The 25,318-nt window shown below is 62.6% G+C and carries 31 protein-coding genes; 14 read left to right on the plus strand and 17 right to left on the minus strand.

Annotation, left to right across the window (positions count from 1 at the left end):
* Window positions 1-47: 47 nt before the first annotated feature.
* Both KVU_RS13435 and cydD read right to left on the minus strand, forming a co-directional pair.
* A complete protein-coding gene (locus tag KVU_RS13435; protein WP_013383174.1) occupies window positions 48-1,727 on the minus strand; it encodes an amino acid ABC transporter ATP-binding/permease protein in 1,680 nt (559 codons plus the stop codon).
* The gene (cydD, locus tag KVU_RS13440; RefSeq protein WP_014538124.1) at window positions 1,724-3,394 is read right to left on the minus strand and encodes a thiol reductant ABC exporter subunit CydD; all 1,671 of its coding nucleotides are present in this window, start codon (window positions 3,392-3,394) and stop codon (window positions 1,724-1,726) included. Before cydD ends, KVU_RS13435 begins: the two co-directional genes overlap by 4 nt.
* Before the next feature lie 196 nt (window positions 3,395-3,590).
* Between cydD and KVU_RS13445 the strand changes: the two genes are divergently transcribed.
* On the plus strand, window positions 3,591-3,947 hold the full coding sequence (locus KVU_RS13445) for a protein tyrosine phosphatase family protein (RefSeq protein ID WP_013383176.1): 357 nt from the start codon (window positions 3,591-3,593) through the stop codon (window positions 3,945-3,947).
* Between the two features lie 25 nt (window positions 3,948-3,972).
* Here KVU_RS13445 and KVU_RS13450 read toward each other — a convergent pair whose 3' ends face one another.
* The 7 genes from KVU_RS13450 to mnmC2 all read right to left on the minus strand — a co-directional run bounded on the left by KVU_RS13450 (window position 3,973) and on the right by mnmC2 (window position 8,636).
* On the minus strand, window positions 3,973-5,160 hold the full coding sequence (locus KVU_RS13450) for an MFS transporter (RefSeq protein ID WP_193365319.1): 1,188 nt from the start codon (window positions 5,158-5,160) through the stop codon (window positions 3,973-3,975).
* A gap of 89 nt (window positions 5,161-5,249) precedes the next feature.
* Window positions 5,250-5,570 carry an ArsR/SmtB family transcription factor gene (locus KVU_RS13455; RefSeq protein WP_013383178.1) on the minus strand — a complete coding sequence of 107 codons (321 nt, stop codon included), beginning with the start codon at window positions 5,568-5,570 and terminating at the stop codon, window positions 5,250-5,252.
* 295 nt (window positions 5,571-5,865) lie between these two features.
* Complete coding sequence (cueR, locus tag KVU_RS13460) at window positions 5,866-6,351, minus strand: Cu(I)-responsive transcriptional regulator (protein ID WP_013383179.1); 486 nt, start codon at window positions 6,349-6,351, stop codon at window positions 5,866-5,868.
* 4 nt (window positions 6,352-6,355) lie between these two features.
* On the minus strand, window positions 6,356-6,553 hold the full coding sequence (locus KVU_RS13465; protein WP_013383180.1) for a heavy-metal-associated domain-containing protein: 198 nt from the start codon (window positions 6,551-6,553) through the stop codon (window positions 6,356-6,358).
* Between the two features lie 87 nt (window positions 6,554-6,640).
* Complete coding sequence (locus tag KVU_RS13470; RefSeq protein WP_013383181.1) at window positions 6,641-6,838, minus strand: hypothetical protein; 198 nt, start codon at window positions 6,836-6,838, stop codon at window positions 6,641-6,643.
* A gap of 254 nt (window positions 6,839-7,092) precedes the next feature.
* Window positions 7,093-7,965 (minus strand): DMT family transporter, encoded by an 873-nt coding sequence (locus tag KVU_RS13475; protein WP_013383182.1) that lies wholly within the window; start codon window positions 7,963-7,965, stop codon window positions 7,093-7,095.
* The gene (gene mnmC2, locus KVU_RS13480) at window positions 7,962-8,636 is read right to left on the minus strand and encodes a tRNA (5-methylaminomethyl-2-thiouridine)(34)-methyltransferase MnmC2 (RefSeq protein ID WP_013383183.1); all 675 of its coding nucleotides are present in this window, start codon (window positions 8,634-8,636) and stop codon (window positions 7,962-7,964) included. The genes KVU_RS13475 and mnmC2 overlap by 4 nt, the downstream gene beginning before the upstream one ends.
* A 46-nt stretch (window positions 8,637-8,682) precedes the next feature.
* Between mnmC2 and KVU_RS13485 the strand changes: the two genes are divergently transcribed.
* On the plus strand, window positions 8,683-9,708 hold the full coding sequence (locus KVU_RS13485) for an NAD(P)/FAD-dependent oxidoreductase (protein WP_013383184.1): 1,026 nt from the start codon (window positions 8,683-8,685) through the stop codon (window positions 9,706-9,708).
* Here the strand turns inward: KVU_RS13485 and moaB are convergent.
* Window positions 9,705-10,238 (minus strand): molybdenum cofactor biosynthesis protein B, encoded by a 534-nt coding sequence (gene moaB, locus KVU_RS13490; protein ID WP_013383185.1) that lies wholly within the window; start codon window positions 10,236-10,238, stop codon window positions 9,705-9,707. The genes KVU_RS13485 and moaB overlap by 4 nt on opposite strands.
* Window positions 10,235-11,026 (minus strand): uracil-DNA glycosylase, encoded by a 792-nt coding sequence (locus tag KVU_RS13495; RefSeq protein WP_013383186.1) that lies wholly within the window; start codon window positions 11,024-11,026, stop codon window positions 10,235-10,237. The genes moaB and KVU_RS13495 overlap by 4 nt, the downstream gene beginning before the upstream one ends.
* Before the next feature lie 142 nt (window positions 11,027-11,168).
* Between KVU_RS13495 and KVU_RS13500 the strand changes: the two genes are divergently transcribed.
* The gene (locus KVU_RS13500) at window positions 11,169-12,032 is read left to right on the plus strand and encodes a D-amino-acid transaminase (RefSeq protein ID WP_013383187.1); all 864 of its coding nucleotides are present in this window, start codon (window positions 11,169-11,171) and stop codon (window positions 12,030-12,032) included.
* Window positions 12,033-12,094: 62 nt separating this feature from the next.
* On the opposite strand, the gene KVU_RS13505 is transcribed toward KVU_RS13500, so the two are convergent.
* From KVU_RS13505 to KVU_RS13515, 3 genes are read right to left on the minus strand one after another with little or no spacing between them, the layout of a single operon-like run.
* Window positions 12,095-12,703, minus strand: coding sequence for a DUF5671 domain-containing protein (locus tag KVU_RS13505; RefSeq protein WP_013383188.1), 609 nt, complete (start codon window positions 12,701-12,703; stop codon window positions 12,095-12,097).
* On the minus strand, window positions 12,700-12,996 hold the full coding sequence (locus tag KVU_RS13510) for a DUF1244 domain-containing protein (RefSeq protein WP_013383189.1): 297 nt from the start codon (window positions 12,994-12,996) through the stop codon (window positions 12,700-12,702). The genes KVU_RS13505 and KVU_RS13510 overlap by 4 nt, the downstream gene beginning before the upstream one ends.
* Before the next feature lie 10 nt (window positions 12,997-13,006).
* Window positions 13,007-13,762, minus strand: a complete 756-nt coding sequence (locus KVU_RS13515) for an N-formylglutamate amidohydrolase (protein ID WP_013383190.1) — start codon at window positions 13,760-13,762, stop codon at window positions 13,007-13,009.
* A 165-nt stretch (window positions 13,763-13,927) separates the two neighbouring features.
* On the opposite strand from KVU_RS13515, the gene pyk reads away from it, so the two are divergent.
* The 6 genes from pyk (at window position 13,928) to pheT (ending at window position 19,979) form a co-directional block, all read left to right on the plus strand.
* Window positions 13,928-15,373, plus strand: a complete 1,446-nt coding sequence (gene pyk / locus KVU_RS13520) for a pyruvate kinase (protein ID WP_013383041.1) — start codon at window positions 13,928-13,930, stop codon at window positions 15,371-15,373.
* A 27-nt stretch (window positions 15,374-15,400) separates the two neighbouring features.
* A complete protein-coding gene (locus KVU_RS13525) occupies window positions 15,401-15,631 on the plus strand; it encodes a hypothetical protein (protein ID WP_013383042.1) in 231 nt (76 codons plus the stop codon).
* A 114-nt stretch (window positions 15,632-15,745) separates the two neighbouring features.
* Complete coding sequence (gene rpmI / locus KVU_RS13530) at window positions 15,746-15,943, plus strand: 50S ribosomal protein L35 (protein WP_013383043.1); 198 nt, start codon at window positions 15,746-15,748, stop codon at window positions 15,941-15,943.
* 12 nt (window positions 15,944-15,955) lie between these two features.
* On the plus strand, window positions 15,956-16,318 hold the full coding sequence (gene rplT, locus KVU_RS13535) for a 50S ribosomal protein L20 (protein WP_013383044.1): 363 nt from the start codon (window positions 15,956-15,958) through the stop codon (window positions 16,316-16,318).
* A 142-nt stretch (window positions 16,319-16,460) separates the two neighbouring features.
* Entirely contained in the window at window positions 16,461-17,534 is a 1,074-nt protein-coding gene (gene pheS, locus KVU_RS13540; protein ID WP_013383045.1) for a phenylalanine--tRNA ligase subunit alpha, read from the plus strand.
* 48 nt (window positions 17,535-17,582) lie between these two features.
* Window positions 17,583-19,979, plus strand: coding sequence for a phenylalanine--tRNA ligase subunit beta (pheT, locus tag KVU_RS13545; protein ID WP_013383046.1), 2,397 nt, complete (start codon window positions 17,583-17,585; stop codon window positions 19,977-19,979).
* 40 nt (window positions 19,980-20,019) lie between these two features.
* On the opposite strand, the gene KVU_RS13550 is transcribed toward pheT, so the two are convergent.
* The gene (locus KVU_RS13550) at window positions 20,020-20,715 is read right to left on the minus strand and encodes a glutathione S-transferase N-terminal domain-containing protein (protein WP_013383047.1); all 696 of its coding nucleotides are present in this window, start codon (window positions 20,713-20,715) and stop codon (window positions 20,020-20,022) included.
* 186 nt (window positions 20,716-20,901) lie between these two features.
* Here KVU_RS13550 and mscL point away from each other — a divergent pair, with 186 nt between their 5' ends.
* Both mscL and KVU_RS13560 read left to right on the plus strand, forming a co-directional pair.
* Entirely contained in the window at window positions 20,902-21,333 is a 432-nt protein-coding gene (mscL, locus tag KVU_RS13555; protein WP_013383048.1) for a large conductance mechanosensitive channel protein MscL, read from the plus strand.
* Between the two features lie 15 nt (window positions 21,334-21,348).
* The gene (locus KVU_RS13560) at window positions 21,349-21,807 is read left to right on the plus strand and encodes an Lrp/AsnC family transcriptional regulator (RefSeq protein ID WP_013383049.1); all 459 of its coding nucleotides are present in this window, start codon (window positions 21,349-21,351) and stop codon (window positions 21,805-21,807) included.
* Between the two features lie 86 nt (window positions 21,808-21,893).
* Here KVU_RS13560 and rpsU read toward each other — a convergent pair whose 3' ends face one another.
* Window positions 21,894-22,100, minus strand: coding sequence for a 30S ribosomal protein S21 (gene rpsU / locus KVU_RS13565; RefSeq protein WP_013383050.1), 207 nt, complete (start codon window positions 22,098-22,100; stop codon window positions 21,894-21,896).
* A gap of 110 nt (window positions 22,101-22,210) precedes the next feature.
* On the opposite strand from rpsU, the gene KVU_RS13570 reads away from it, so the two are divergent.
* The 3 genes from KVU_RS13570 (at window position 22,211) to KVU_RS13580 (ending at window position 24,575) form a co-directional block, all read left to right on the plus strand.
* A complete protein-coding gene (locus KVU_RS13570; protein ID WP_013383051.1) occupies window positions 22,211-22,834 on the plus strand; it encodes a COQ9 family protein in 624 nt (207 codons plus the stop codon).
* Window positions 22,835-22,896: 62 nt separating this feature from the next.
* Entirely contained in the window at window positions 22,897-23,652 is a 756-nt protein-coding gene (locus KVU_RS13575) for an electron transfer flavoprotein subunit beta/FixA family protein (RefSeq protein ID WP_013383052.1), read from the plus strand.
* A complete protein-coding gene (locus KVU_RS13580) occupies window positions 23,652-24,575 on the plus strand; it encodes an electron transfer flavoprotein subunit alpha/FixB family protein (RefSeq protein ID WP_013383053.1) in 924 nt (307 codons plus the stop codon). The genes KVU_RS13575 and KVU_RS13580 overlap by 1 nt, the downstream gene beginning before the upstream one ends.
* Here KVU_RS13580 and KVU_RS13585 read toward each other — a convergent pair.
* Window positions 24,518-25,303, minus strand: coding sequence for a DUF6473 family protein (locus KVU_RS13585; protein WP_257720547.1), 786 nt, complete (start codon window positions 25,301-25,303; stop codon window positions 24,518-24,520). The genes KVU_RS13580 and KVU_RS13585 overlap by 58 nt on opposite strands.
* Between the last annotated feature and the right edge of the window lie 15 nt (window positions 25,304-25,318).

The raw sequence follows: 25,318 nt of genomic DNA on the forward strand, positions 1-25,318 counted from the left end.
ATACTGGATGCCCGATGTTTCGGGTCATCTGGCGAAGGGGCCGGTCCCTAGTCGGGGCGCAGCAAGGCTAGCGCGGCGTTAAAGCCGGGGCTGGCGCGGTCATGGCGGGCGGTAATGCGTCCGCGCTGCATGACGATCAGGCGGTCGGCGATTTCGGCCTCGCGCCGGATGTGGGTTGCGATGACGATTGTGCGCTGCGCGGTCAAGGCGGCGAGCTGCGTAATTACGTCGCGCGCGACCGCGCTGTCCAAGCCTTCGGTCGGCTCGTCCAGCAGCCACAGCGGCGCATCGCGCAGGATCATCCGCGCCAGCGCCAGCCGCCGCGCCTGTCCGCCCGACAGGCCAAGGCCGCCCTCGCCAAGACGCGTATCCAGCCCGTCCGGCAAGGCATTTTCCAGCCCCGCGCGCGCCAATGCGGCCAGCAGCACCGCGTCATCGGCCTCTGGGGCGGCAAGGCGCAGGTTGTCCCGCAGGCTTTGTGCAAAAATCTGGTTGCTTTGCGTCATCAGCGCGGCGGGCAAAGCCTGCACGATACCGTGATCGGGGGTGATCTCTTGCATCAGCAGCGCCAGCAAACTGGATTTCCCCGCGCCGGAATGGCCGATCAGCGCGACCGTCTCGCCCTGCGCGATATCCAGCGCCAAATCCGCCAGACGCTGATCGCTTTTGCCGCTGACGCTGACGCCGTCCAGATGCACGGCAAGTGCGCCGGCGGGGGCGGCAAGGGGCACTGTCTTGGGGGGCGGGGCAAGCTGCGCGTTCAGGCGGCGCGCGGCAAGGCGCATGCGGGGCAGTTCCATCGCGCCGCGTCGCAGCGCGGCAAAGGGCTCGATGGCCGCGAATGCAAGCAGCACCGACAGCGCCGCGCCGGGGGCCGAAAGCAGACCCTGTTGCACCAACAGCCCTGACACCAGCAAAACGCCGGACAAAACAGCCGCGCCAACCAGGCCAAAGCCAAGGCCGGTGCGCAGCTCGATCCGGTTCAGCGCTGTATCGGTCTTGGCCAGACGGCGGTCGGTCGCCAAAATCGCATCGGCTTGCGCCTGAAGTTGGCCCACCATCAGCAGATCTTTTTGCCCCTGCACCAGATCGACGGTCTGGGCGCGGCAGGTTTCCAGCATCTGCGCGCGGCGCAGCGTGGCGCGGGCGGCACGCTGGGCAGCGATCAGGGGCAATGTGATCCCCGCGACCAACAAGACAGCAATCACCCCCAGCCCGAGCCCCAGATTCATCCACCCCAGCAGCAGCCCCGCGCCAATCGCCACCGACAGCGCCGCCATCGCGGGCACCAGAATCCGCAGGTAAAGACTGTCCAGCGCGTCAATATCATGCGTCAGACGAAACAGCAGGCGCGCGGGCCGCATCAGCAGCCGTCCCGCAGCACCGGGGCGGGACCAGCTGTCGAACAGCTGCGCGCGCAGGCTGGCCAGCACGCGCAGGGTCGCATCATGGGTGACCAACCGCTCGCCATAACGCGCGGCGGTGCGCCCCAGCGCCAGCAGCCGGATCGTGGCCGAGGGCATGAAAACATCAAAGGCAGCTTTCGCGGCAAAGGACAGGCCAGCCAGCGCAGCCGCGGTCAGGAACCAGCCTGACAGTCCCAGCAGAGCCGCCCCCGCCAGTGCGGTCAGTGCGGCCAGTGCGGCCCCTTGCAACATGGCGCGCCGCTGGTGTTGCCAGAACAGGCGCAGGACGGGGCGCAGGTCACGCAGCAGGCCGGATTTCATGCGGCATCCTCCATCCCGATCGGGTCAAGCTGGATGATCCGGTCCATTTTTGCAGCAAGGACAGGGTCATGGGTGGCGGTGATCAGGGTCTTGCCCTTTGCCGCACGCAGCAGGCTGTGGGTCACCTCGGCAGCGGTGGTCGGGTCGAGATGCGCTGTCGGCTCATCCGCCAGCAGCAGCATCGCGGGGTGATCTGCGGGGCGTGCCATGGCGCGCGCAAGGGACAGGCGCAGCACCTCGCCTCCCGACAGGCCATAGCCGCCCTCGCCAATCGGGCCGCTGCCATGCAATGCGGCGACGCGCTGCATCTGCGCATCCGCCATCGCCTGCGCGGCGGCCCCCGGCGGCAAGTCGCGCCCAAGGCTGATGTTCTGTGCCAAGGTGCCTGCGAAAATATGCGGGTCCTGCCCGATCCACGCCATATGTTGTCGCATCTGCGCGGGTGTCTGGCCTGCGATGTAGATCGCGCCCTGATCGGGCGGCACCAGTCCCGCGATCAGCGCCAGCAGAGTGGATTTACCACCGCCGCTGGGAGCCATGATCGCCACATGCTCGCCCGCTGCGATCTTTAGCGATAGGGCTTGCAGCACGGGTTTGTCTGCGCCGCTATGGCGGAAGCTGACCTGATCCAAATGGACGGCGGGAGCAGTAGGGCTGGCGGGTGCGGGCGGCGCGCTGGGCAGTTGAGTGCCAGCACCTGCGATCTGTATCTGCAGCGCCGCCAGCGCCGCCTCGCCATTCGCGCGATCGTGCCAGACGGCAGATAATTCGCGCATGGGTTCAAAGAAATGCGGGGCCAGCAGCAAGATGAACATGCCCTGGGTCAGCGACAACTGCCCGCCCCAAGCGCCGAAATTCAGATCGCCCAGCAGGTGAAAGCCGACATAGACCGCGACCATCGCCACGCCCAAGGCGGAAAACAGCTCCAGCACCGCCGAGGTCATAAAGGCGATACGCAGCACTGCCATCGTCTTTTCGCGCAAGGTTTCGGCATGGGTGTGGATGGCGGCGGTGGTGCGCGCCGTCGCGCCGAGGCCGCGAATGGTGGCAAGCCCCCGCAGACGTTCCAGCAAAAATGCGTTCATCTGGCCCAGCTCTACCATCTGCGCGCGGCTGGTCGCCTCGGCCCGCCAGCCGATCAGCGCCATGAACAGTGGAATAACCGGCAGCGAAATCAGCAGGGCCAGCGCCGCCGCCCATGATAGCGGAAAGACAACCGCGACGATGACAAGCGGCAGGATCGTCGCCTTGCAGCGGATGGGGCGAAAGCGCGCCAGATAGGGCACCACGGCCTCGGCCTGCTCGGCGATGATACTGGCTGCGGCGCCCGATTCCTGCCGGTCGCGGTCCAGCGGCGAGCTGGCAAGCAGCCGTGCCAGCGCGGCGGCCCGCAGATCGGTCAATGCGGCGCGCGCGGCCTGAAACGACAGGCGCGCGCCCAGCGCATCCAGCCACGCCCGCAGCGCGCCCAAGGCCAGCACCCCCATCGCCTGATAGGGCAGGGCATCGAAATGGCCGCTGGCCATGGCACCAACCGCCATCGCGATCAGAAGGGCCTGCGGTAACCACAAAAGGCTGGAAAGCGAGGGAAGCAGATCCGCACCGCCAGCTTGTGGCAGGGTTTCATTGCGGCTCCGCTGAACGTGAACCGAACGGCTATGGCGCATGGCTTGCTCGCTGGTCGTTTATCGCGCGCATTGTTACAATTTTGACCAAAGGGGCAAGTAGAAACGACCATAGGGGTGGGGCGTGCTGTGCATGGCGGCTATCCCTTTTGGGCGGTAGTAGGCGCCATTGCACTTGCCTGCGAATGCTGGAACAGTCGCGCCTCATCTTGCGCTGTCTCTGAATGGAGGAATGAAAATGTCGCAAACGGAATCATATGACGGCCCGGCGATTCGCCAGATCGACGAGACATTCTCGGCCGTGGGGCAGATCTCGCCCGCGGATGTGGCGGGGATCGCCGCGCTGGGCTTTAAATCGCTGGTGTGCAACCGTCCCGATCAGGAAGAGCCCGGCCAGCCCAGCTATGCCGAGATCGCGGATGAAGCCGCGAAGCACGGCCTCAGCGTCACCTATATCCCCGTAACCGGGGGTGTCGGCCCGCTGCCCGCGCAGATCACGGCGATGCGCGAGTTTTTGGAAACCGCGCCGACCCCGGTTCTGGGCTATTGCCGTTCTGGCACGCGCGTCGGCGTTATTTACGACGCGACGAAATAAGAAAGGGGGCCTTTTGGCCCCCTTTTCATGCTTTGCGGCCGATGCTCCAGACCAGCGGTGCCAGCACCAATGCGATGGCGGGGAAGATCATCCAGTTGATCACTTCCCAGCCCGAGGCCTGCAAAAGCGCCCCCGAAAAGAACGACGCCAGCGCGACGGTGCCAAAGATGACAAAGTCGTTCAGGCCCTGCGCCCGCGCGCGTTCCGCCTGAGTATGGGATGCGGTCAGCATGGCCGTCGCACCGATAAAGCCGAAATTCCAGCCCACGCCCAGCAAGATCAGCGACAGATAGAAATTCATCAGGCCAAAGCCGCCCAGTGCCGCAATGGCTGAAAGGCCAATGATGACAAGGCCCGCAGCGGTGATCCGCTCGGTTCCAAAGCGGGCCATCAGGCGACCTGTAACCAGGCTGGGCAGGAACATCGCCAGCACGTGCCATTGGATGCCCAGCGCTGCGTGATCCACGCCGTGGCCGTGGCCGACCATCGCCACAGGTGCGGCGGTCATGACAAAGACCATCAGCCCATAAGTGACCAGCCCCGACCCCAGCGCCAGCGCAAAACGCGGTGATCGCAGCAATTGCCCCACGCTGCGCATCGGCGCGTCCGAGGCGGTGACCTGCATCGGCGGCGTGCTGCGCAGGCGCGTCAGAACCAGGATCGCCAGCAGGGCAAGGCCGGCCTGGGCTAGGAAACTGCCCGCAAAAGGCACATCGGTGATCGAATTTCGCGTCCAGATGACTGTTTGCGGCCCGATGATCGCGGCGAATAGCCCGCCCACCATGACCCAAGAGATCGCCTTGGCCCGCTGCGCATCGCTGGCCGCATCGGTGGCGGCAAAGCGGTAGCTTTGCACGTTCGCGGCGTAATAACCCGCCAGCATCGTGCCAATACAGAAGATGACAAAGCTATGGTTCAAAATGCCGGTAAAGGCCACAAGGCCGCCCAGAATGGCCAGCAGCGCCCCGATGAAATAGGCCGATTGCCGTCCATAACGGCGCATGATGAAGGCCGAAGGCAGCGTCCCCAGCGCCAGACCCAGATTGAACAGGCTGACAGGCAGCGTGGTCAGGGCGGGATTGTCGGACAGCTGTTGTCCGATCAGCCCGCCAAGCGAGACGATGATCGGCGGGGACGCTGCCCCTAATGCCTGTGCCACGGTCAGCACAATCAGATTGTGCCGGAAAAGATTGTCTTGGGTCGTGTGGGCCATTGCCTTCGCCAATTCGGTTGCAGGCGCCAAGGCACAGGCAACCCCGCGGGTCCAAGGGAACCCGTCAGTGGCGGATCAGACCCGAAGCATCACGCCTGCGCGGCGCTAAAGTTATCGTAAAGCACCTTCATCACCTGCTGCGCGGCGGGGCTGTTGACGCGATACCAGATGGTCTGGCCATCGCGACGGCCCTGAATGATCCGATCGCGGCGCAAAAGCGCAAGGTGCTGTGATACCGTTGAATCGCGGATGCCCAGAAACTCGGCCAATTGGCCAACGGATCTCTCACCTTCGCCGAGATGGCACAGGATCAATAGCCGATGTCGGTTACCCAAGGATTTCAGCAGATCACTTGCTTCGTCCGCGACACACCGCATGGTTTCAGGGTCGATCTTGATATCAATGCCCATGGCTTCGTAGCTACAATTCTAAAAAAATACTGTCAACGATTGCGGCATGCCAAAGGGGCACCGCACTGCCGCGCAATATTGTCGCTTTTGTGCCGAACCGCCAGTGGGTTATTCTATATTGGCGATAATCCGCGGTCTTTCCGCCTAAATAGGCGAGATTCTTGAAGAATTTCACCAGAACAAGCGGATTATGGGCGCAAATACGCAATAATGACTTGCATCATTGACGCAACGAAAGGCGCATGGGCAACGCCTGTATTGCAAGGTGAAAGGGATCAGCTGGCCGCCGTGCGCGTTAACGCACGGATGGCTTGCTGCGAAGCTGTCCTTGCGCGCGGGCGGGGCCAAAGCGTGTGGCGGCGGCGCGCCTGCGGACAGGTTTGGGGGCGGGGTCGAGCGTGGCGAACTGATCCAAAATGGCGCAATCCGGCCCGTCATCCCCATGGCAACTTGCAGCAAGGCGCTGCAGCGCCTGGCTCATCTCTTGCAGCTCGCGCGCTTGCGCGGCCAATGTCTGCGCATGGCCGGTCGCAACCGCCTTTACATCTGCGCTGGCGCGGTGGGGGTCGCGCCACAGGCCCAGCAGGTCGCGGATCTGTTCGACACCAAACCCCATGCGGCGACAGCGGCTGATAAAGGTCAGCGCGGCAATGTCGCCTTCGGCGTAATGGCGATAGCCGGACAATGACCGCGCCGCTGGCGCGATCAGTCCGATCTGCTCATAGTAACGGATCATTTTTGCCGACAGGCCGGTGGCCTTGGCAGCATCGCCGATATTCATGGCATCAGGCCGCAGGTGTTGCGGGAAAACCCGCATCGGCAAGGGCGGCGCTGATCTGATCGGCGCCCGCACGGCTGCTGACAACGATCAGCCGGTCGTCCGGGGCGGCATCGACCTTTGCATCTGGGTCGATGTCATGGATCGCGGCGGTGACAGCGCGGGCGCAGCCACCACAGGTCATATTCTCGATGCGAAACTTCATGAGAGCCTCCTTGCTCTTGGTCCCGTCACCTTAGATGGGGCTTCCCACCATGGTAAGGTCAAGACGCAAGCGAGGCTATCTGTCGATTTATTCTGCGGCGAAACCAACCGAGAATTTACCGCACCAATCGCTGGCGCTGACGACGGGCCAAAAGCCACGGGTCTCAGCAGTCGGCTGGCTGATCGGCGGGTTCGCACGGCACAGGCCGGCGTCTTGAAGCTTGCTAGCGGAATTGGCCACGTGATCCTCGTAGAAGGCACAGGCATTGCAGGTGCTGGTTGCCATCGGGGTCATCCTTTTGCTGGCGTTTTGGTCTGGCTGGCTAGCGTCTGCTGGCTGGCTGGTAAGACATAATTAGAACCTCTCTAAAGTGACGTCAAGAAAAGAAAATGAAAAAATGTAATAAAAACAAATGGTTGACTGATTTACTTGGGAAATACTTCACGACAAAAACACTCGGAAAGCGGGAAAAATAGAGCCGCGCCCCTGACTGGGACGCGGCAACATGCTGAAACGGATGGGGATTTTAAGGGGGGGGGTTACGCCTTGGCCTTGGCCCGCTCGCGCAGCAGGGTAAACAGCCCTGCGGCCAGAATGATCGACCCGCCGATGATCACGCGCTGTTCCAGCGTCTCGCCAAAAAAGAAAAGCCCGATCAGGCTGACGAATCCCACCTGCAAGAAGGCAAAGGGCTGCACCGCCGAGGCCTCGGCCACCTCATAACATTTGATCAGCATCCAATGCGACAGCATGCCAAAGACGCACAGGCCCAGCATAAAGACCCAGTCCGAAGGCGCCATCGGCTCCCAATAGAACACGCCGACGGCAGTGGCGCAGATCGCACCGACCAGCGCGCTCCAGGCCATGCTGGTGCTGGCGCTGTCCTTGCGCGAGACATAGCGCGTCAGCAGAGAATAAAGCGCAAAGATCGTCGCCGCCGCCAGCGGTATGATCGCGGTCAGGCTAAAGACATGGCCGCCCGGCTGCAAAATGATCAGCACGCCGACAAAGCCGATGCCGATCGCCGTCCAGCGCCGCCAGCCGACTTTTTCGCCCAGGATCGGCCCCGATAGCGCCGCCACGATCAGCGGATAGCTGGTAAACACCGCATGGCTCTCGATCAGCCCCAGCACGGTAAAGGCATAGACCAGCAATGCCGTCTCGACGATCAGCAGCACGCCGCGCAGGGGCTGCAGGATCGGATAGGCCGTGCGCAGGCCCTTTTTCAGCGATCCGGTGCTGACTTGCACAATGGCCAGCGCAAAGATGGCAAAGAACACATAGCGGATCATCAGCACCAGATAGACGTTATATTCGCCCGCCAGATGCCGCGACAGCCCGTCCTGAATCGAGAAGACCATCGTCGTCATCACCATCAGCATGATGCCGAGGCGGGTATTTTGGGTGCTCATAGCGGGAACCTTGCGGTGGTCATGTGGCGCTTGCGGCCATAGCCTTTGATCCGAGTCACCATAAGGCCGGCGGCCTCGAGGTTGGCGCGCACAAAGCCAGCGGCGGCATAGGTGGCAAGCGTGCCGGCGGGGGTCATATGCCGGGCGACCTGCGCCAGCAGGGCGGCGTCCCACATCTCGGGGTTCTTTGCGGGGGAAAATCCGTCCAGATACCAGGCATCCGCGCGGTCTTGCCATGCGGGCAGCGTCTCGCGCGCGTCCCCGATGATGACGTTCAACTGTACGTTGCCCGCAAGCGTTACGCTATTGCCGGTGCTGAGGGCTGTCGCAAGTTCTGCCGCCTCATCCGCGACCGCGGGAAAGGCTGCCAGTGCCTGCGCGCGATCGGTGGGGGTCATGGGAAAGGCCTCGAACGTTGTGAAGGTCAGGCGGCCGGTGGCACCCGATGCGCGCCATTCTTGCAGCGTGACCAGAAAGTTCAGGCCAGTGCCAAACCCCAGCTCGGCAATATGAAAGTCGCCGGTGAACCGGGCAGGCAGGTCATTGCCGCGCAAGAAAACATAGCGTGTTTCCTCTAGCCCGTTGTCGAGCGAGAAATACGGGTCGTCAAAGCGATCCGACACGGGAATCGTGCCGTCGCGCCACGTGATGGTCGCGTGCTGGTTGTCCATGGAAGCCTGCCTTAGAATAGGGCCACAATCTGCCGAAGGGGCCAAAATGGCAAGCTGCGACGTAACGGTGATGGGGGCGGGCATATTCGGCCTGTCTTGTGCCTGGGCCTTGGTGCAACGCGGTGCAAAAGTGCGCGTCATCGACCCCTTTGGCCCCGGCGCGGGGGCAAGTGGCGGGGTGGTCGGCGCGCTTGCGCCGCATGTGCCCGACCAGTGGAACCCGAAAAAGCAGTTTCAACTGCAAGCGCTGCTGATGGCGGATCGCTATTGGGCCGCTGTGACCGAGGCAGGCGGCGCGCCCAGCAGCTATGCCCGCACCGGTCGCATCCAGCCGCTGGCGGATCAGGCTGCGGTGACTTTGGCGCGCCAGCGCGGGTTGAATGCGGTGGATCTGTGGCAAGGGCAGGCCAACTGGCAGGTGGTGCCTCTCGCCGATAACAGGTGGGGGATCGGATCGGCGACGGGTCTTGGCGTCTTCGATAGCCTGTCGGCGCGCATCTCTCCGCATCGCGCGGTGGCGGCACTGGTTGCCACCCTTCGGGCGCGCGGGGTCGCGGTCGTGCCGGATGCGCCGCTGCAGGGGCAAGTGATCTGGGCGACCGGCTATGCGGGGATCAAGGATCTAACCGCCGCGCTGGGGCGCAGCGCAGGCGGCGGCGTCAAGGGGCAGGCGGCGGTGCTGGCCTGCGATCTGCGCGATCAGCCGCAATTGTTTATCGAGACACTGCACGCCATTCCCCACGCCGATGGCACGGTGGCCATCGGGTCAACCTCGGAAAATCAATGGGATGATGACAGCAAGGTGGATGCGCAGGTCGAGGCGCTGATCGCCCGCGCCCGCGATCTGGTGCCCGTGCTGCGCGATGCGCCCGTGGTTGCGCGATGGGCCGGTGTGCGGCCCAAGGCCAAATCCCGCGCGCCGCTGCTGGCTGCCTATCCGGATCGCCCCGGCCATTTCATCGCCAATGGCGGCTTTAAAATCGGCTTTGGCGTCGCGCCGATGGTGGGCGAGGTGATGGCCGATCTGGTGCTGGAGGGGCGCGATACCATCCCAGCGGGCTTTGGGTTCTAACCCTTGCGCCGCAGATGTTCGTCCAAGCGCGGCATAATCTCGACAAAGTTGCAGGGCTTGTGGCGATAGTCCAGCTGCGCGGCCAGAATCCCGTCCCACGCATCCTTGCAGGCGGAGGGGCTGCCGGGCAGCGCGAACAGATAGGTGCCCTGCGCAACACCGCCCGTCGCGCGGCTTTGCACGGCGGATGTGCCGATCTTTTGGAACGAGATCATGGCGAACACCGTGGCAAAGGCGTCGATCTCTTTTTCATAGACATCGCGATGCGCCTCGACCGTGACATCGCGGCCGGTCAGGCCGGTGCCGCCGGTACTGATCACCACATCAATCGCCGGATCGGCGCACCATGCGCGCAGCTGATCCGCGATCACCGCCCGCTCGTCGGGCAGGATCGCGCGGGCGGCGAGGGTATGGCCCGCATCCCCCAACCTTTGCACCAGTACATCGCCGGATCGGTCATCTGCCAGCGCGCGCGTGTCGGATACGGTCAGCACGGCGATATTAAGGGGGATAAAGGCGCGTTCGGTCATAGGCGGGCTTTCAATGAGAGCAGATCGGCCCAAGCCTCGCGCTTGGCGCCGGGTTCGCGCAGCAGATAGGCGGGGTGGGTCATGGGCAGGGCGGGGCGGCCCGTGACCTCGGCCCAGTTGCCGCGCAGGCGCAAGATACCGGCCTGACCCAGCAGCGCCTTGCACGGCGTATTGCCCATCAGCACCAGATATTCGGGGTCAGCCAGTTCGATATGCCGCTGTAGAAACGGCAGCATCATGGCAATTTCAGTATCCGATGGCGTGCGGTTTTCTGGCGGCCGCCAGGGCAGCACATTGGCGATATAGACCGCCTGATCGGCCATTGGCGCGCTGCGCGACAGGCCGATGGCCCCGAACATACGATCCAAAAGCTGCCCGGCGCGCCCGACAAAGGGACGGCCCGCGCGGTCCTCCTCGCGCCCCGGTGCTTCGCCGACGATCATCACGCGGGCGGCAGGGTCGCCGTCGCTGAACACGAAACTGCGCGCCCCTTGCTTGAGGGCGCACAGATCGAACCCCTCCATCACGCTGGCGAGCTGTTCCAGGTTTTGCGCGCTGGCGGCCAGCGCTGCAGCCTCGGCGGGGGCATCAACCTCGGGCAGGGGGCCAAGACGGGCGGCTTTGGGCTTTTCCGGTGCGGCGATCGGGGCGGGCGCGGCGATTTTGGGGCTTTCACCGGGCAGCGCATAGCGATCCACGGGCTGATCGGCGATGGCCTCATCAGCGCCCATCTCGACCAGCCAGGCCAGCATCTCGCGCGTCGCGTAAAAATCAGGGGCAGTATCCATTGTGCTAAGATAATCATCCTTGCTGCAAAAGGGCAGAGGGAATCGGGCGATGCCGCCTTGACGCCCCCCGCGCTTTGGGCGCAAGTCCACGGGTGAAAAAGGCCGCATGCGCGCGCGGCCCTGTCGGAATAGGAGCGATTGGATGACCCGGACTGTATATGTAAACGGCGAATATCTGCCCGAGACCGAGGCCAAGGTCTCGATCTTTGACCGTGGCTTTGTCATGGGCGATGCGGTTTACGAAGTGACCGCCGTTGTAGGCGGCAAGCTGTTGGACTTTGCGGGTCACGAAGCGCGCCTTGCCCGCTCGCTGAACGAGATCGAAATCGAAAATCCCTTTGCGGAAGGCGAGCTGCTGGCGATCCACCGCGAGCTGCTGGCCAAGAATGAATTGGTCGATGGCGGTATCTATCTGCAGGTAACGCGCGGCAATCCGGGCGACCGCGATTTCGTCTTCCCCGATCCGGCTGTCGTGAAACCGACCGTCGTGCTTTACACCCAATTAAAGCCCGGCGTGCTGCAATCGCCGACAGGGATCAACGGCATCCGCGTGATTTCGGTGCCCGAGATGCGCTGGCACCGCCGCGACATTAAAACCGTGCAACTGCTGTATCCGTCCATGGCCAAGATGATGGCGAAAAAGGCGGGCGTTGATGATGCATGGTTCGTCGAGGATGGCTTTGTCACCGAAGGCTCGTCGAACAATACCTATATTGTGAAGGACGGCGCGATCATCACCCGCCCGCTGTCGCAGGATCTGCTGCACGGCATCACCCGCGCCGCGCTGCTGCGCTACGCGAACGAGGCGCAGATCAAGATTATCGAGCGGCCCTTTACCATCGCCGAGGCACAGGCGGCGGACGAGGCGTTCCTGACCTCGGCCTCGGCCTTTGTGACGCCAGTGATCGAGGTGGACGGCGCCGCCATTGGCGCGGGCACCCCCGGCCCGATCGCAAAGCGCCTGCGCGAGATTTACATCGACGAGGCGCTGAAAGCCGGCATCTAAAAACGGCATCTAAAAGATAAAGGGCGGGTTATCCCGCCCTTTTATTTTGTCGCAAGCAAGATTTACTTGGTCGCAAGCTCGGCGCGGAAAAACAGCGCGACCAGCACCGAGATGACCGACAATAGCGCAAGGTTCAGCGCAAGCTGCATATCCAGCGCATTCGACAGCCATGTGCCGATGACCGTGGTCGCGATCCCCAGCAGCGTCAGCACTGCGATAAACTGCCCGATATTGCCCAGCCAGATCCGCACCGGCGAGCGCCGCTTGGCCGCATCCTGCCGCGTCAGGCGCAGCGTATAAAGGTGCAGGCCGATAAAAACGGGCGTGAAGACGATCAGATTGGCGATGCTCCACCGCGAGACATAAGGCACGTAATCGCGCGGCGCCAACCGCTCGATCAGGTCAGATCCCAGCGCCTGCACATTCCATACGACAACGATCAGTGCCAAAAACTTCAGGGCGTAAAACAGCGCTTCGCGGGCGGAATAAGACGGCTGCGGGCGTGGCATCGGGGGAATGCGCCCCTCGGGGTCGGCCCAAGCGGCTAGGGCATTTTCAGCCTCGGCCGCGCTCCAGCCCGCATCTTGCAGGCGGTTGCGGATCACCTCGCGCCCGATACCGGCCGCCAATGCGTCGCGCACAAAGTCGGACAGCTGGGCGGGCGCGCTCATCCTTGATGCGCCTTTTCAAAGGCGGCAAGCTGCGCGGGGCTGGCATCCGTTTGGTTCTGGGCGCGCCAGGTCTCATAGGGCATGCCATAGAACATCTCGCGCGCGGGTTCTTTGCCGATGGTCACGCCCATCTCGGCTGCTGCCTCATCCATCCAGCGGGCCAGACAGTTGCGGCAGAATCCGGCAAGGTTCATCAGGTCGATATTCTGTACATCGGGGCGGTCTTGCATCAGGTGCTGTTGCAGGCGGCGAAAGGCGGCGGCCTCGATCTGGATGCGGGTTTGCTCGTCCATCGGTTTTCTCCTAAATCAAAGTCAGCGCGCGCTGCAGCAGCGGCGCAAGGCGGGCGGCCCACCCGGCTTGCTGCGCGGGGGTAGTGATCAGATCGTTGCGGATTTCGATCAGCGTGTTCAGGCGATGATAGCGCAGCGCGTGGCGGTCGATACTGTCCCCGGGCAAATGACCGCTATAGGGCTGGTTTGCGCCCACGCTTAGATCGCCCTCGGCCCGTAGCAGATCGATCAGCGCCTGTGAGTAATCGGGATCGGCGGGGTCGAACAGGATGCCGATATGCCACGGGCGGGGCGGGCGGCCACGCAGTTGCGGCGTAAAGCTATGCACGGCGACGATCACCGTATCATCCTGCCGCGCCGCAAGGCTCTCAATGGCGGCGTGATAGGGGCGGTAAAGCCGCTGCAAGCGTTCCTCGCGCGCGGCGTGACCCGCATTGCGGTTCGCGGGAATGACCGAGCCATCATAAAGCCGCATCAGCAAGGTCGGATCATCCTCGCCCCGGTTCGGGTCCATCACAAGGCGCGAGAACCGCGACAGCACGGCAGGGCACTCCAGCAAATCACTTAACGCGCGACTGACGCCCGCCGCGCCGGGATCATAGGCGATATGGCGTGTCATATCTGCCGCGGGCAGGCCCAGATCGCCACCTGCAACCCAATCGGGCACGTGATTGCTGGCGTGATCACAGGTCACCAGCCACCGCGAGCGCCGCGCAGCCCCCATAATTTCAAAGCTTTCCGTGATCCGGTCTTGCGAAACTGTCATGCTGCTGTGTTATGTCTGCTTTGTGCGTTCCACCTGTTTAGGACTGTTGAGCCGCAAAGGGAATTGCGCAATAAGGCGTTAAGTAAGTTAGCGATAACATTGTCCGCAACACGCCTGATCGCACTAGCGGTGTGATAGGCACCTGTCGTCAGAAGGAAGCATCCCATGAAGCGCCACCGCAATGTCAAAATCGTCGCCACACTTGGGCCATCGTCCAGCAGCTACGCGATGATTCGGGCGCTGGTCGAGGCAGGGGCAGATGTCTTCCGCCTGAACATGAGCCATGGCACCCATGACGAACAGCGCGACCGCTATGACATCATCCGTCAGGTCGAGGCGGATCTGGGCGTGCCAATTGCCGTTCTGGCCGACCTGCAGGGGCCGAAACTGCGCGTCGGCACCTTTGCCGATGGCCCGGTGGATCTGTCTGTTGGCGCGCCTTTCCGTCTGGATCTGGACCCGACCCCCGGCGACATCCACCGTGTGCAACTGCCCCACCACGAGATTTTCGCCGCGCTGCGCCCTGGCGCGACGCTGCTGGTGAATGACGGCAAGATCCGCCTGCGCGTCGATCAATGCGGCGCAGATTTTGCCGATTGCACCGTCACCGTTGGCGGCGCGATTTCGAACCGCAAGGGCGTGAACGTTCCTGATGTGGTGCTGCCGCTGGCGGCTTTGTCGGAAAAAGACCTTGGCGATCTGGAATTCGCCTGCCAACTGGGGGCCGACTGGATTGCGCTGTCCTTCGTGCAGCGCGCCGCCGACGTCGAGCAGGCTCGTGCGCTGGTGGGGGATCGCGCGGCGATCCTGGCCAAGATCGAAAAGCCCGCCGCCGTCGATGATTTCGACAAGATTCTGGCGGTGTCTGACGGCATCATGGTCGCGCGTGGCGATCTGGGGGTCGAACTGCCCGTGGCCGCTGTGCCGCCGATCCAGAAACGTCTGATCACCGCCTGCCGCGCCGCGGCAAAGCCGGTCATCGTTGCGACGCAGATGCTGGAATCGATGATCGAAAGCCCGATGCCGACCCGCGCCGAAGTGTCGGACGTCGCAAATGCGATTTACGAGGGCGCCGATGCCGTCATGCTGTCGGCCGAATCGGCCGCCGGTAAATTCCCGCTGGAAGCCGTCGGCACCATGGACAGCGTCGCAACCGAGGTGGAAAGCGATCCGCATTATCGCGAACTGCTGGACAGCACCCGCAAAGCCGTGCGCACCACGATCGCCGAGGGCATGGTCGCCGCCGCGCGCGAGATTGCAGATACCACCGATGTGCGGGCGATCTGCTGCTATTCGCGTTCGGGCAAGACCGCTAATCTGGTGGCGCGTGAACGTCCCCGCACGCCGATCCTGATGCTGACGCCCCTGGTGCCGACCGCGCGCCGCATGTGCCTCAGCTGGGGCACGATCTGCCGCATGACCGAGACGGTGGACGAGTTCCGCTCGGCTGTTGTGGCGGCGGTGCGAATCGCCGTGGCTGAAAATCTGGCGGAAAAAACCGATCACGTCGTGGTGGTTGCAGGTGTGCCGTTCAATGTGGTCGGCTCGACCAACGTTTTGCGCGTCGCCCCTTGTGATGAGCGTTTGATCTACGGCACAGACATGGCATAACGATCAAAACCAAACCCCGGGGGCGTGATGCAGCTTGATTTTGCCTTTGTCGGTGCGGCACTGCTGCTGGGGTTTGCTGTTTTATCGCTGCTGTCGGGGCTGGCCGATGGGCGTCTTTCGCGCTTTGGCCTGCTGTTGTTCGCAGCCGGATTTGCAATTGGCGGCTGGGTGGTGATCAATCATCCCGCCGACTACGGCTTGGCGCAGATCCCCGCGGTTTTCATTCGTGTTCTTGCGGCGCTGACGCGCATTTCCTGACCGCGAACCCCTTGCATCACAGGCAAAGCCGCCTTATAGGGCAGCTTCCTTCGCGCGCCCGGTCAAAGTGGCATACCGAGGCGCGCGCTCACCGACCCGAAGAAGGAGACGGAAATGCCCAAGATGAAGACCAAATCGGCCGCCAAAAAGCGGTTCAAGGTGACCGCAAACGGTCGTGTCGTTGCTGGCCAAGCAGGCAAGCGTCACGGCATGATCAAGCGCACCAACAAGTTCATTCGTGATGCCCGTGGCACCACGATCCTCAGCGCGGCTGACGAGAAAATCGTCAAGCTGTACCTGCCCTACGCATAAGGAGAGCTTGAGATGTCGCGCACTAAAGGCGGTACCGTCACACATCGTCGTCACAAGAAAGTCCTCGACGCGGCAAAGGGTTATTATGACCACCGCCGCCGTACTTTCAAAGTGGCCAAACAGGCCGTCGATAAGGCCAACCAATATGCGACCCGTGACCGCCGCGTCCGTCGTCGTAACTTCCGCGCCCTGTGGATCCAGCGTATCAACGCCGGTGTCCGTGCGATCGACCAAACGCTGAACTATTCGAAGTTCATCAATGGTCTGGCCCTGGCCGGGATCGAGGTTGACCGTAAGGTTCTGGCTGATCTGGCCGTGCATGAACCCGAAGCTTTTGCTGCCATCGTCGAAAAGGCGAAGGCCGCGCTGGCGTAAGTTTTTATCGGCCCCCAAGATCGACCTGGGGGTCGAAATAAAGACAAACAGGAAGCCGCGGACCTTTAGGGGTCTCGCGGCTTCTTGCGTCTTGAGGCTTGGCGCATTACGCCTGCCGCAATAGCGATGAAAGGGGTCCGGGATGGACGATCTGAAAGCGAAATATCTGGGGTTGATCGCGGATGCGGGCGATGAATCCGCGATCGAGGATCTGCGCGTCCAGGCTCTTGGCAAAAAGGGCGAAATCGCCCTTCTGATGCGCGGCCTTGGCGCGATGTCCCCCGAGGAACGCCAAAGCGTGGGCCCCGCGCTGAACGCGCTGAAGGACGAGATCAATTCTGCCATCGCGGCGCGCAAGGCTTCGCTGGGCGATGCCGCGCTGGCCGAGCGTCTGCGCAGCGAATGGCTGGATGTCACCTTGCCCGCGCGCGACCGCCGCAGCGGCACGATCCACCCGATCAGCCAAGTCTCGGACGAAGTCACTGCGATTTTCGCTGATATGGGCTTTGCCGTTGCCGAAGGCCCGCAGGTCGAAAGCGATTGGTATAACTTTGATGCGCTGAACATTCCCGGCCACCACCCCGCACGGGCCGAGATGGACACGTTCTATATGCACCGTCTGGCCGGCGATAACCGCGCCCCATCCGTGCTGCGCACGCATACCTCGCCGGTGCAGATCCGCTCGATGGAGGCGCATGGCGCACCCCTGCGCATCATCTGTCCGGGCCGCGTCTATCGCGCCGATTACGACCAGACCCACACCCCGATGTTCCATCAGGTCGAGGGACTGGCGATTGACCGCAACATTTCCATGGCCAACCTGAAATGGGTGCTGGAAGAGTTCGTGAAATCCTATTTCGAGGTCGACAGTGTCGATCTGCGTTTCCGCGCCAGCCACTTCCCCTTTACCGAACCCTCGGCCGAGGTGGATATCCGCTGTTCGTGGGAGGGTGGCACGCTGAAAGTGGGCGAGGGCGATGATTGGCTTGAGATCCTCGGCTCTGGCATGATCCATCCCAAGGTGCTGAAAGCCGGCGGTATCGACCCCGACCAGTATCAGGGCTTTGCCTTTGGCATGGGGATCGACCGGATCGCGATGCTGAAATACGGCATCCCCGATCTGCGCGCCTTCTTTGACAGCGATCTGCGCTGGCTGCGCCATTATGGCTTTGCAAGTTTGGATGTGCCGACGTTGCAGGGCGGCCTTTCGCGCTAATTCTGTGGCGGCCTGACCGCCCTCACAAATACAAAGGGTTGGAGTGACATGAAATTCACCCTCTCATGGCTGAAAGACCACCTCGACACCACCGCCTCGGTCGAGGAGATCACCGAGGCGCTGACGGACCTTGGTCTGGAAGTCGAAGGCGTCGAGGATAAAACCGCACGTCTGCGCGGCTTCAAAATCGGTAAAGTGCTGAACGCGGTTCAGCACCCCGATGCCGACAAGCTGCGCGTCTGTACTGTGCTTACGGCGGATGGCGAACAGCAGATCGTCTGCGGCGCCCCCAATGCCCGCACCGGGATCACCGTCGTCGTCGCATCTCCCGGCACCTATGTGCCGGGCATCGACGTGACCATTCAGGTCGGCAAGATCCGCGGCGTCGAATCCCACGGCATGATGTGTTCCGAGCGCGAGCTGGAGCTGTCGGACGAGCATGACGGCATTATCGAGCTGCCCTCGGGCGAGGTCGGTCAGGAATTCGTCGATTGGCTGGCGGAAAACCAGCCTGCCAAAGTCGATCCGGTGATCGAGATTGCGATCACCCCAAACCGTCCCGATGCGCTGGCCGTACGCGGCGTTGCGCGTGATCTGGCGGCGCGGGGCCTTGGCACGCTGCGCGCCCGCGACGTTCAGGCCATCGCGCCCAGCTTTGCCACTGATGCGACAATCGCCATTGCCGCCGATACGCTGGATGATGCGCCCGTTTTTGCGGGCCAGGTGCTGCGCGGCGTGAAAAACGGGCCGAGCCCTGTTTGGCTGCAAGATCGCCTGCGCGCCATTGGCCTGCGACCGATCAGCTTCCTTGTCGATGTGACGAATTTCTTTTCCTACGACCTGTGCCGCCCGCTGCATGTCTTTGACCTGGATAAAGTCAAAGGTACCGTTCAGGTGCGCCGCGCCCGTGCGGGCGAGGAGCTGCTGGCGCTGGATGGCAAGACCTATGCCTTGGCAGAGGGGCAGGTGATCGTCGCTGATGACGAAGGTCCGATCTCGGTCGGCGGTATCATGGGCGGCGAGCGCACCGGCGTTTCGGACGAGACCGTGAATGTGCTGGTCGAGAGCGCATGGTGGCAGCCGATCCAGATCGCGATGACCGGCCGCGCGTTGAAAATCAACTCGGATGCGCGCTATCGGTTCGAACGTGGCGTCGATCCGGCCTTTACCTTGCCCGGTCTTGATCAGGCCGTCCGTATGATTGCGGATATTGCAGGGGGCGAAGCCTCGCAGGTGATCGTTGCGGGCGCGGTGCCGGATGTCGCGCGCGCCTACCGTCTGGATACCGACCGCGTGCAAAGCCTGGTCGGCATGGAAATCGCGCCCGAGACCCAGCGCGCTACCTTGCAAGCGCTTGGATTTGTGCTGGATGGCGATATGGCCAGCGTGCCAAGCTGGCGTCCCGATGTGCTGGGCGAGGCTGATCTTGTCGAGGAAGTGGCGCGGATCGCCTCGCTGACCAAGCTGGTTGGCGTGCCGATGCCGCGGATGCAGGCAGGTGTGCCAAAGCCGATCCTGACGCCGCTGCAACGCCGTCTTGGCACTGCGCGTCGCACGGTGGCCAGCCTTGGTTATAATGAATGCGTCACCTACAGCTTTATCGACCAGAAATCCGCTAGCCTGTTCGGCGGCGGCGATGACGCCTCGATGCTGGAAAACCCGATCTCGGCGGATCTGTCGCATCTGCGTCCCGATCTGCTGCCGGGCCTTTTGCGTGCCGCTGCGCGTAATCAGGCGCGCGGCTTTGCCGATCTGGCGCTGTTCGAGGCAGGTCATGTCTTTTCGGGCGGCGAGCCGGGCGATCAAGTCCTGCATGTCACCGGTCTTCTGGTCGGTCGCACCGCGCCGCGCGATGTGCATAAGGCCGCCCGCGCCGTCGATCTGTTCGACGCCAAGGCCGATATCGAGGCTGTTCTGGCCGCCGTCGGCGCACCGGCCCGTGTGCAGATCATGCGTAATGGCGCCGATTGGTGGCATCCCGGCCGTCACGGCACCATCTGCCTTGGCCCGAAAAAGGTCATCGGCACCTTTGGCGAGCTGCATCCGCGCCTGTTGAAAGAGATGGATATCCAAGGCCCTGCCGTCGCCTTTACCATCTTCCTCGAGGAGGTGCCGCTGCCCAAATCGACCAATGCCGCGCGCCCTGCGCTGGTGCTGAACGATCTGCAGCCGATCTCGCGCGATTTCGCCTTTGTCGTCCCCAATGCGGTCGAGGCGCTGACCATGATCAACGCCGCGCTGGGTGCGGATAAAGCGATGATCGTGGATGCGCGTGTGTTCGACGAATTCGCGGGCGGCAATCTGCCCGAGGGGCACAAATCGCTGGCGCTGTCGGTGCGCATCCAACCGCAAGGCGCGACGCTGAAAGAGGCCGAGATCGAGGCTCTCAGCGCCAAGGTCGTCGAAAAGGTGGCCAAGGCCACCGGCGCCGTTCTGCGGGGATAAAGGGATAAAAGGGCGGTGCGCTGGCACCGCCCTTTTTCATTCAGCCACGCGGCGGAATGTTCAAGCCGCGCTGCACGGCAGGGCGGGCAAGAAAGCGGGCGACATAGGCCTGCACATTTTTGCACTCATCCCAGCCAATCAACGGCTTGGTCCCGTAAAACTCGAGGCTGTTGATCCAGGGCGCGATGGCCATATCGGCAATGGAATATTCGCCGGTGATCCAGTCCTTATCTGCCAGCTCTTTGTCCAGCACCTGCAGCAGACGGGCGGCCTCGTTCAGGTAACGCTCGCGCGGGCGGGGGTCTTCGATGGCGGCACCGGCGAATTTGCTGAAAAAGCCCATCTGGCCGAACATCGGGCCAACGCCGCCCATCTGAAACATCAGCCATTGGATCGTCTTGAACCGTTGCGCGCCGGTGCCGATGAATTGGCCGGTCTTGTCCGCAAGGTAAATCAGGATCGCGCCGCTTTCGAACAGACCAATCGGCGCACCATCGGGGCCGTTCGGGTCGATGATCGCGGGGATCTTGTTATTGGGGTTCAGCGACAGGAACGCGGGGCTTTTCACATCGGCATCGGCCAGCGTGATGCGGTGCGCCTCGTAATCAAGGCCCATTTCCTCAAGCGCGATCGAGACTTTGACGCCGTTCGGGGTCGGAAAGGAATAAAGCTGGATCACATCGGGGTTCTGAGCGGGCCAGCGGTCGTTGATCGCAAAGGCGGAAAGGTCAGCCATAAGAAGTCCTAAAATTTGAGGGATCGTCCCCGATAACCTAGTCACCCGATCTGTGAATAAAAAGATGCGCTGTGGCAGCAGTCTGTTGCCGTCAGCGCAACGCTGGACAAACGGGTTAATCCCTCGCAGAATCGCGTGACGCGTCCCGTGCCGCGAAGCATGGGTAAAAAACGAATGGGGACAGATATGTTCAATGAATTTCGCGCCTTTATTGCACGCGGCAATGTCATCGACCTTGCGGTCGGTATCATTATCGGTGCCGCATTCACGGCGATCGTCAATTCGCTGGTGGCTGACCTGATTAACCCGATCATCGGTGTCGTCACGGGCGGCATCGACTTTTCGAACCTGTTCATCAACCTTGGTGCAGGTGAATATACCAGCCTTGCTGCGGCAAAAGCCGCTGGCGCGCCCGTCTTTGCCTATGGCTCGTTTATCACCGCGATTATCAACTTTCTGATCATCGCATGGGTCGTGTTCTTGCTGGTCAAGGCGGTGAACAAGATGACGCAGGCCGATAAGAAAAAGGCCGAAGCCGCCGCCGCCGCCGCGCCCAAAGGCCCGACGCAGGAAGAGCTGCTGGCCCAGATCCGCGACCTTTTGGCCGCCAAGAACTAGGTCCGTTGATCCGCCATGCAGCTTGATGCCACCGACAAACGCATTCTGGATGTGCTGCAAAAGGAAGGGCGGATCACCAACGCGGAATTGGCTGATCGAATCGGCCTATCGCCCTCGGCCTGCCACCGCCGCATGCAGCGGCTGGAGGCCGAGGGCTTTATCCGTGGCTTTGTCGCGCTGCTGGACCCGCGCAAGGTGCAGCGGCAGACGACGGTCTTTGTCGAGATCACCCTGTCGGGACAGGCAGACGAGGTGCTGGACAGTTTCGAGCGCGCCGTCGCCCGTGTGCCGCAGGTGCTGGAATGCCATCTGATGACCGGCGCCGCGGATTATCTGCTAAAGGTCGTCGCCGAAGATACCGAAGATTTCGCCCGCATCCATCGCCGCTTTTTGGCGAAACTGCCGGGGGTTGCGCAAATCCAATCGTCATTCGCGCTGCGCACGGTGGTCCAGACAACCGCCCTGCCGCTATAGAAAACCCCCGGAAAGGCGAACCTTTCCGGGGGCTTATTCCCGTAACCCGTCAGCCTGGGGCCGATGGGTGTGCATTCGGAAGGATCTTAGATAAGACCTTCGCGCTGCAGCTTCTTGCGGGCGAGTTTGCGCTGACGGCGGATGGCCTCGGCTTGCTCGCGGGCTTTCTTGACGGAAGGCTTCTCGAAATGTTGCTTAAGCTTCATTTCACGGAAGACACCTTCGCGCTGCAGCTTCTTCTTCAGAGCCCGAAGGGCCTGATCGACGTTATTGTCGCGAACGCTAACCTGCATGTGGTTTTCACCACCTTTCTAAGTTGGATTTGCAAAATTGCAGGAAGCGGCCATATAGCAACCCCTTGGGTTTTTGTCTAGTCTGCGATGAGGGACAAAAGGGGCGCAAGGTGGAAGCCAAACGGCAAGCGATGATGCAGGCGATGGGCCAGCACGTTCTGTTCGACGGCTGGTCAGAGGCGGCGTTTCTGGCGGCGGCGGATGATGCGGGCGTGGCGGGGGCGCAGGCCCGCGTTCTATTCCCGCGCGGTGCGCTGGATGTGGCGGTGGCGCTGCACAAGGCGGGTGATGCACGGGCGCTGGCCGATCTGGCTGCCGATCCTGATGCGCGCTTTCGTGATCGCATGGCGCAGGCGATCCTGCTGCGGCTGCATCACGCAGGTGATCGGCATGTGGTGCGGGCGTCATCGTCACTCTTCGCGCTGCCCCAGCATATGGTCGAGGGCGCGGCGCTGATCTGGGGCACGGCGGATGCGATCTGGACGGGGCTTGGCGATACCTCTCGCGATTTCAACTGGTATACGAAACGCGCGAGCCTTGCCGTCGTCTATAGCGCCAGCCTGCTGTTCTGGCTGGGGAATGAGGATGAGGCCGAGGTCGCCGCCTTTGTGGATCGCCGCATCGCGAATGTGATGGCCTTGCAAGCGCCGCCCCTTAAAACCTTGGCCAGCACGCTGCTGGCGCCGCTGCGCGCCCCGACCGCTCGCGATGATTTGCCGGGCCGCTGGGGCTAAGGCCGCTTGTGGCCGGGCGGGATCAGGGTTTATCACTCTGCCCGTATGAATAGGAGAAGCGGATGAAGATCCTCGTGCCGGTTAAGCGCGTGGTCGACCATAACGTGAAGGTGCGGGTGCGTCCCGACGGCACGGGAGTCGAGCTGGCCAATCTGAAAATGTCGATCAACCCCTTTGACGAAATCGCCGTAGAAGAGGCGTTGCGTCTGAAGGAGGCAGGTTTAGCTGTAGAAGTTGTCGCGGTTTCGGTCGGCACCAAAGCATCCGAGGATGTTTTGCGCAAAGCCATGGGCATGGGGGCGGATCGTGCCATTTTGGTGCAACTGCCCGAGGGGAGTGATGCACCCGAGCCGTTGGCCGTCGCCAAGCTGTTGAAAAGCGTCGTTCTTTCCGAAGGCGCCAGGCTGGTCATCGCAGGCAAGCAGGCGATTGATGACGATATGAACGCGACCGGCCAGATGTTGGCGGCGCTACTGGGTTGGGGGCAGGGCACCTTTGCCTCCGCCGTGGCCGTTGATGGCGATGTCGCGACGATCACGCGCGAAGTCGACGGCGGCTTGCAAACTGTCGCGCTGCCGCTGCCCGCAGTCGTCACCGCCGATCTGCGCCTGAACGAGCCGCGCTTTACCTCGCTGCCCAATATGATGAAGGCCAAGAAAAAGCCGATCGAGGCGGTCGATGCCGCAACCCTTGGTGTCGATCTGACCCCGCGTCTCAGCGTGTTGGAAACGCGCGAACCTGCGGCGCGCGCTGCGGGCGAAATTGTGGCTTCGGTGGACGAGCTGGTGGCAAAGCTGAAAGCGGCGGGAGTGATCTGATGGCTGTTCTGGTTCTGGCCGAAGTGCAATCGGGCGCGCTGGTCGCGGATGCGACCGCCCGTACGATCACCGGCGCGCGCGCCTTGGGCGATGTGACAGTACTGGTCGCGGGGCCTGCCGCTGCGGCTGATGCGGCCGCACATATCGACGGCGTATCGCGGGTGATCTGGGCGCAATCGCCTGCGCTGGATCACCAAATCGCCGAAAGCATGGCAGATTTGATCGTGCCGCTTGCTAGCGCATATAGCCACATTTTGGCCCCAGCAACGGCGACCGGCAAAAACACCTTGCCACGCGTCGCGGCGCTGCTGGATGTAATGATCTTGCCCGATGTGATCGGTATTCTGGGCGCGGACACCTTCCTGCGTCCGGTCTATGCCGGCAATGCGGTGCAAAAGGTGCAGTCGCGCGATGCAATCAAGGTGATCAGCCTGCGCACCACCGCCTTTGCCCCCGCAGGTGCGGCAGCCAGTGCGGCGCCTGTCATCAGCGTCGATGCGCCCGCCGCATCCGCCCTGTCGTCCTGGGTCGAGGATCGGGTTGCAAGTGGTGATCGCCCCGACCTGTCTGCCGCTGGGATTGTCGTCTCTGGCGGGCGCGGCTTTGGCTCGGAAGAGGGGTTCGCGCTGCTCGAGGCCTTGGCAGATAAGTTGGGCGCGGCCATCGGTGCCAGCCGTGCAGCGGTCGATTCGGGCTATGCGGCGAATGACCTGCAGGTCGGCCAGACTGGCAAGATCGTTGCGCCGCGTCTGTATATCGCCGTCGGCATCTCGGGTGCGATCCAGCACCTTGCGGGGATGAAGGATTCGCAGGTGATCGTCGCGATCAACAAGGACCCCGAAGCCCCGATCTTCCGCGTTGCGGATTATGGCTTGGTCGCCGATCTTTTCACGGCCGTGCCCGAACTGACGGCAAAGATCTGATCATTGGCAGGCGGCGGCACCAGCCCCGCCGCCTGCAACACCGGCGCAAGGCGATGCGCGATCTCACTATGGCCCGCCGTATCGATGATGCCGCCCGCACCGCGCCGGGGGCGAATTTGCAGCATCGTATGCCCCTCTCCGGCCAGTTGCATCAGCGCGGATTGCCCCATCAGGGACAGATCCTCGGCATCGCCCAGAAACAGCAGACTTGTAGGTCTGTCCACGTGATGCAGGAATTGCTTGATCCGTGCGGCCCAAGCTGTGCGAATTTCAGCCTCTAGCGCCTGGCGCAGTGGCTGCGGCAAAAGCGCGGGCAACATGTCGACCGTTGTCACCTGATCCAGCGCGATCCCCCGGCACAGATCCCGGAACGGCGCGGCGAATCGCACCAGCACATGGTTGCGCTGCGGGTCGACCGTGTAAAATCGGTTCGAGATCATCGCGGGCGACGTCAGTTCGATCACCACATGGCGTGCCTTGCGGCCGATATCGCGCAATGTGTCATCGCGGATGATCGCCTCTAGCCCGCCGCCATCGCTGGCGAAATTGATACAGGCGATCCCCATCTGCTCGGCCAGCAGGTCGGGATAGGGGCGGGTGGTTGTCGCGGCAAAAGTCTGGGTGCCGCCGAAAAAGGCAATGAATTCCTGATCCAGCGCCTGCTGCGGGGCGCGGAACAGCAAAGGTGAAGTGCCATAATGACAGATTTTGGGCCCGATAGAGCACACCGCGCAGTCCCCCGC

This window comes from Ketogulonicigenium vulgare WSH-001, assembly GCF_000223375.1.
GTDB lineage: Bacteria > Pseudomonadota > Alphaproteobacteria > Rhodobacterales > Rhodobacteraceae > Ketogulonicigenium > Ketogulonicigenium vulgare.

Coding starts and splice junctions, on each gene's coding strand:
- KVU_RS13435 (WP_013383174.1), bottom strand. CDS start 1,727: ATGAAATCCGGCCTGCTGCGTGACCTGCGCCCCGTCCTGCGCCTGTTC.
- cydD (WP_014538124.1), bottom strand. CDS start 3,394: ATGCGCCATAGCCGTTCGGTTCACGTTCAGCGGAGCCGCAATGAAACC.
- KVU_RS13445 (WP_013383176.1), top strand. CDS start 3,591: ATGTCGCAAACGGAATCATATGACGGCCCGGCGATTCGCCAGATCGAC.
- KVU_RS13450 (WP_193365319.1), bottom strand. CDS start 5,160: ATGGCCCACACGACCCAAGACAATCTTTTCCGGCACAATCTGATTGTG.
- KVU_RS13455 (WP_013383178.1), bottom strand. CDS start 5,570: ATGGGCATTGATATCAAGATCGACCCTGAAACCATGCGGTGTGTCGCG.
- cueR (WP_013383179.1), bottom strand. CDS start 6,351: ATGAATATCGGCGATGCTGCCAAGGCCACCGGCCTGTCGGCAAAAATG.
- KVU_RS13465 (WP_013383180.1), bottom strand. CDS start 6,553: ATGAAGTTTCGCATCGAGAATATGACCTGTGGTGGCTGCGCCCGCGCT.
- KVU_RS13470 (WP_013383181.1), bottom strand. CDS start 6,838: ATGGCAACCAGCACCTGCAATGCCTGTGCCTTCTACGAGGATCACGTG.
- KVU_RS13475 (WP_013383182.1), bottom strand. CDS start 7,965: ATGAGCACCCAAAATACCCGCCTCGGCATCATGCTGATGGTGATGACG.
- mnmC2 (WP_013383183.1), bottom strand. CDS start 8,636: ATGGACAACCAGCACGCGACCATCACGTGGCGCGACGGCACGATTCCC.
- KVU_RS13485 (WP_013383184.1), top strand. CDS start 8,683: ATGGCAAGCTGCGACGTAACGGTGATGGGGGCGGGCATATTCGGCCTG.
- moaB (WP_013383185.1), bottom strand. CDS start 10,238: ATGACCGAACGCGCCTTTATCCCCCTTAATATCGCCGTGCTGACCGTA.
- KVU_RS13495 (WP_013383186.1), bottom strand. CDS start 11,026: ATGGATACTGCCCCTGATTTTTACGCGACGCGCGAGATGCTGGCCTGG.
- KVU_RS13500 (WP_013383187.1), top strand. CDS start 11,169: ATGACCCGGACTGTATATGTAAACGGCGAATATCTGCCCGAGACCGAG.
- KVU_RS13505 (WP_013383188.1), bottom strand. CDS start 12,703: ATGAGCGCGCCCGCCCAGCTGTCCGACTTTGTGCGCGACGCATTGGCG.
- KVU_RS13510 (WP_013383189.1), bottom strand. CDS start 12,996: ATGGACGAGCAAACCCGCATCCAGATCGAGGCCGCCGCCTTTCGCCGC.
- KVU_RS13515 (WP_013383190.1), bottom strand. CDS start 13,762: ATGACAGTTTCGCAAGACCGGATCACGGAAAGCTTTGAAATTATGGGG.
- pyk (WP_013383041.1), top strand. CDS start 13,928: ATGAAGCGCCACCGCAATGTCAAAATCGTCGCCACACTTGGGCCATCG.
- KVU_RS13525 (WP_013383042.1), top strand. CDS start 15,401: ATGCAGCTTGATTTTGCCTTTGTCGGTGCGGCACTGCTGCTGGGGTTT.
- rpmI (WP_013383043.1), top strand. CDS start 15,746: ATGCCCAAGATGAAGACCAAATCGGCCGCCAAAAAGCGGTTCAAGGTG.
- rplT (WP_013383044.1), top strand. CDS start 15,956: ATGTCGCGCACTAAAGGCGGTACCGTCACACATCGTCGTCACAAGAAA.
- pheS (WP_013383045.1), top strand. CDS start 16,461: ATGGACGATCTGAAAGCGAAATATCTGGGGTTGATCGCGGATGCGGGC.
- pheT (WP_013383046.1), top strand. CDS start 17,583: ATGAAATTCACCCTCTCATGGCTGAAAGACCACCTCGACACCACCGCC.
- KVU_RS13550 (WP_013383047.1), bottom strand. CDS start 20,715: ATGGCTGACCTTTCCGCCTTTGCGATCAACGACCGCTGGCCCGCTCAG.
- mscL (WP_013383048.1), top strand. CDS start 20,902: ATGTTCAATGAATTTCGCGCCTTTATTGCACGCGGCAATGTCATCGAC.
- KVU_RS13560 (WP_013383049.1), top strand. CDS start 21,349: ATGCAGCTTGATGCCACCGACAAACGCATTCTGGATGTGCTGCAAAAG.
- rpsU (WP_013383050.1), bottom strand. CDS start 22,100: ATGCAGGTTAGCGTTCGCGACAATAACGTCGATCAGGCCCTTCGGGCT.
- KVU_RS13575 (WP_013383052.1), top strand. CDS start 22,897: ATGAAGATCCTCGTGCCGGTTAAGCGCGTGGTCGACCATAACGTGAAG.
- KVU_RS13580 (WP_013383053.1), top strand. CDS start 23,652: ATGGCTGTTCTGGTTCTGGCCGAAGTGCAATCGGGCGCGCTGGTCGCG.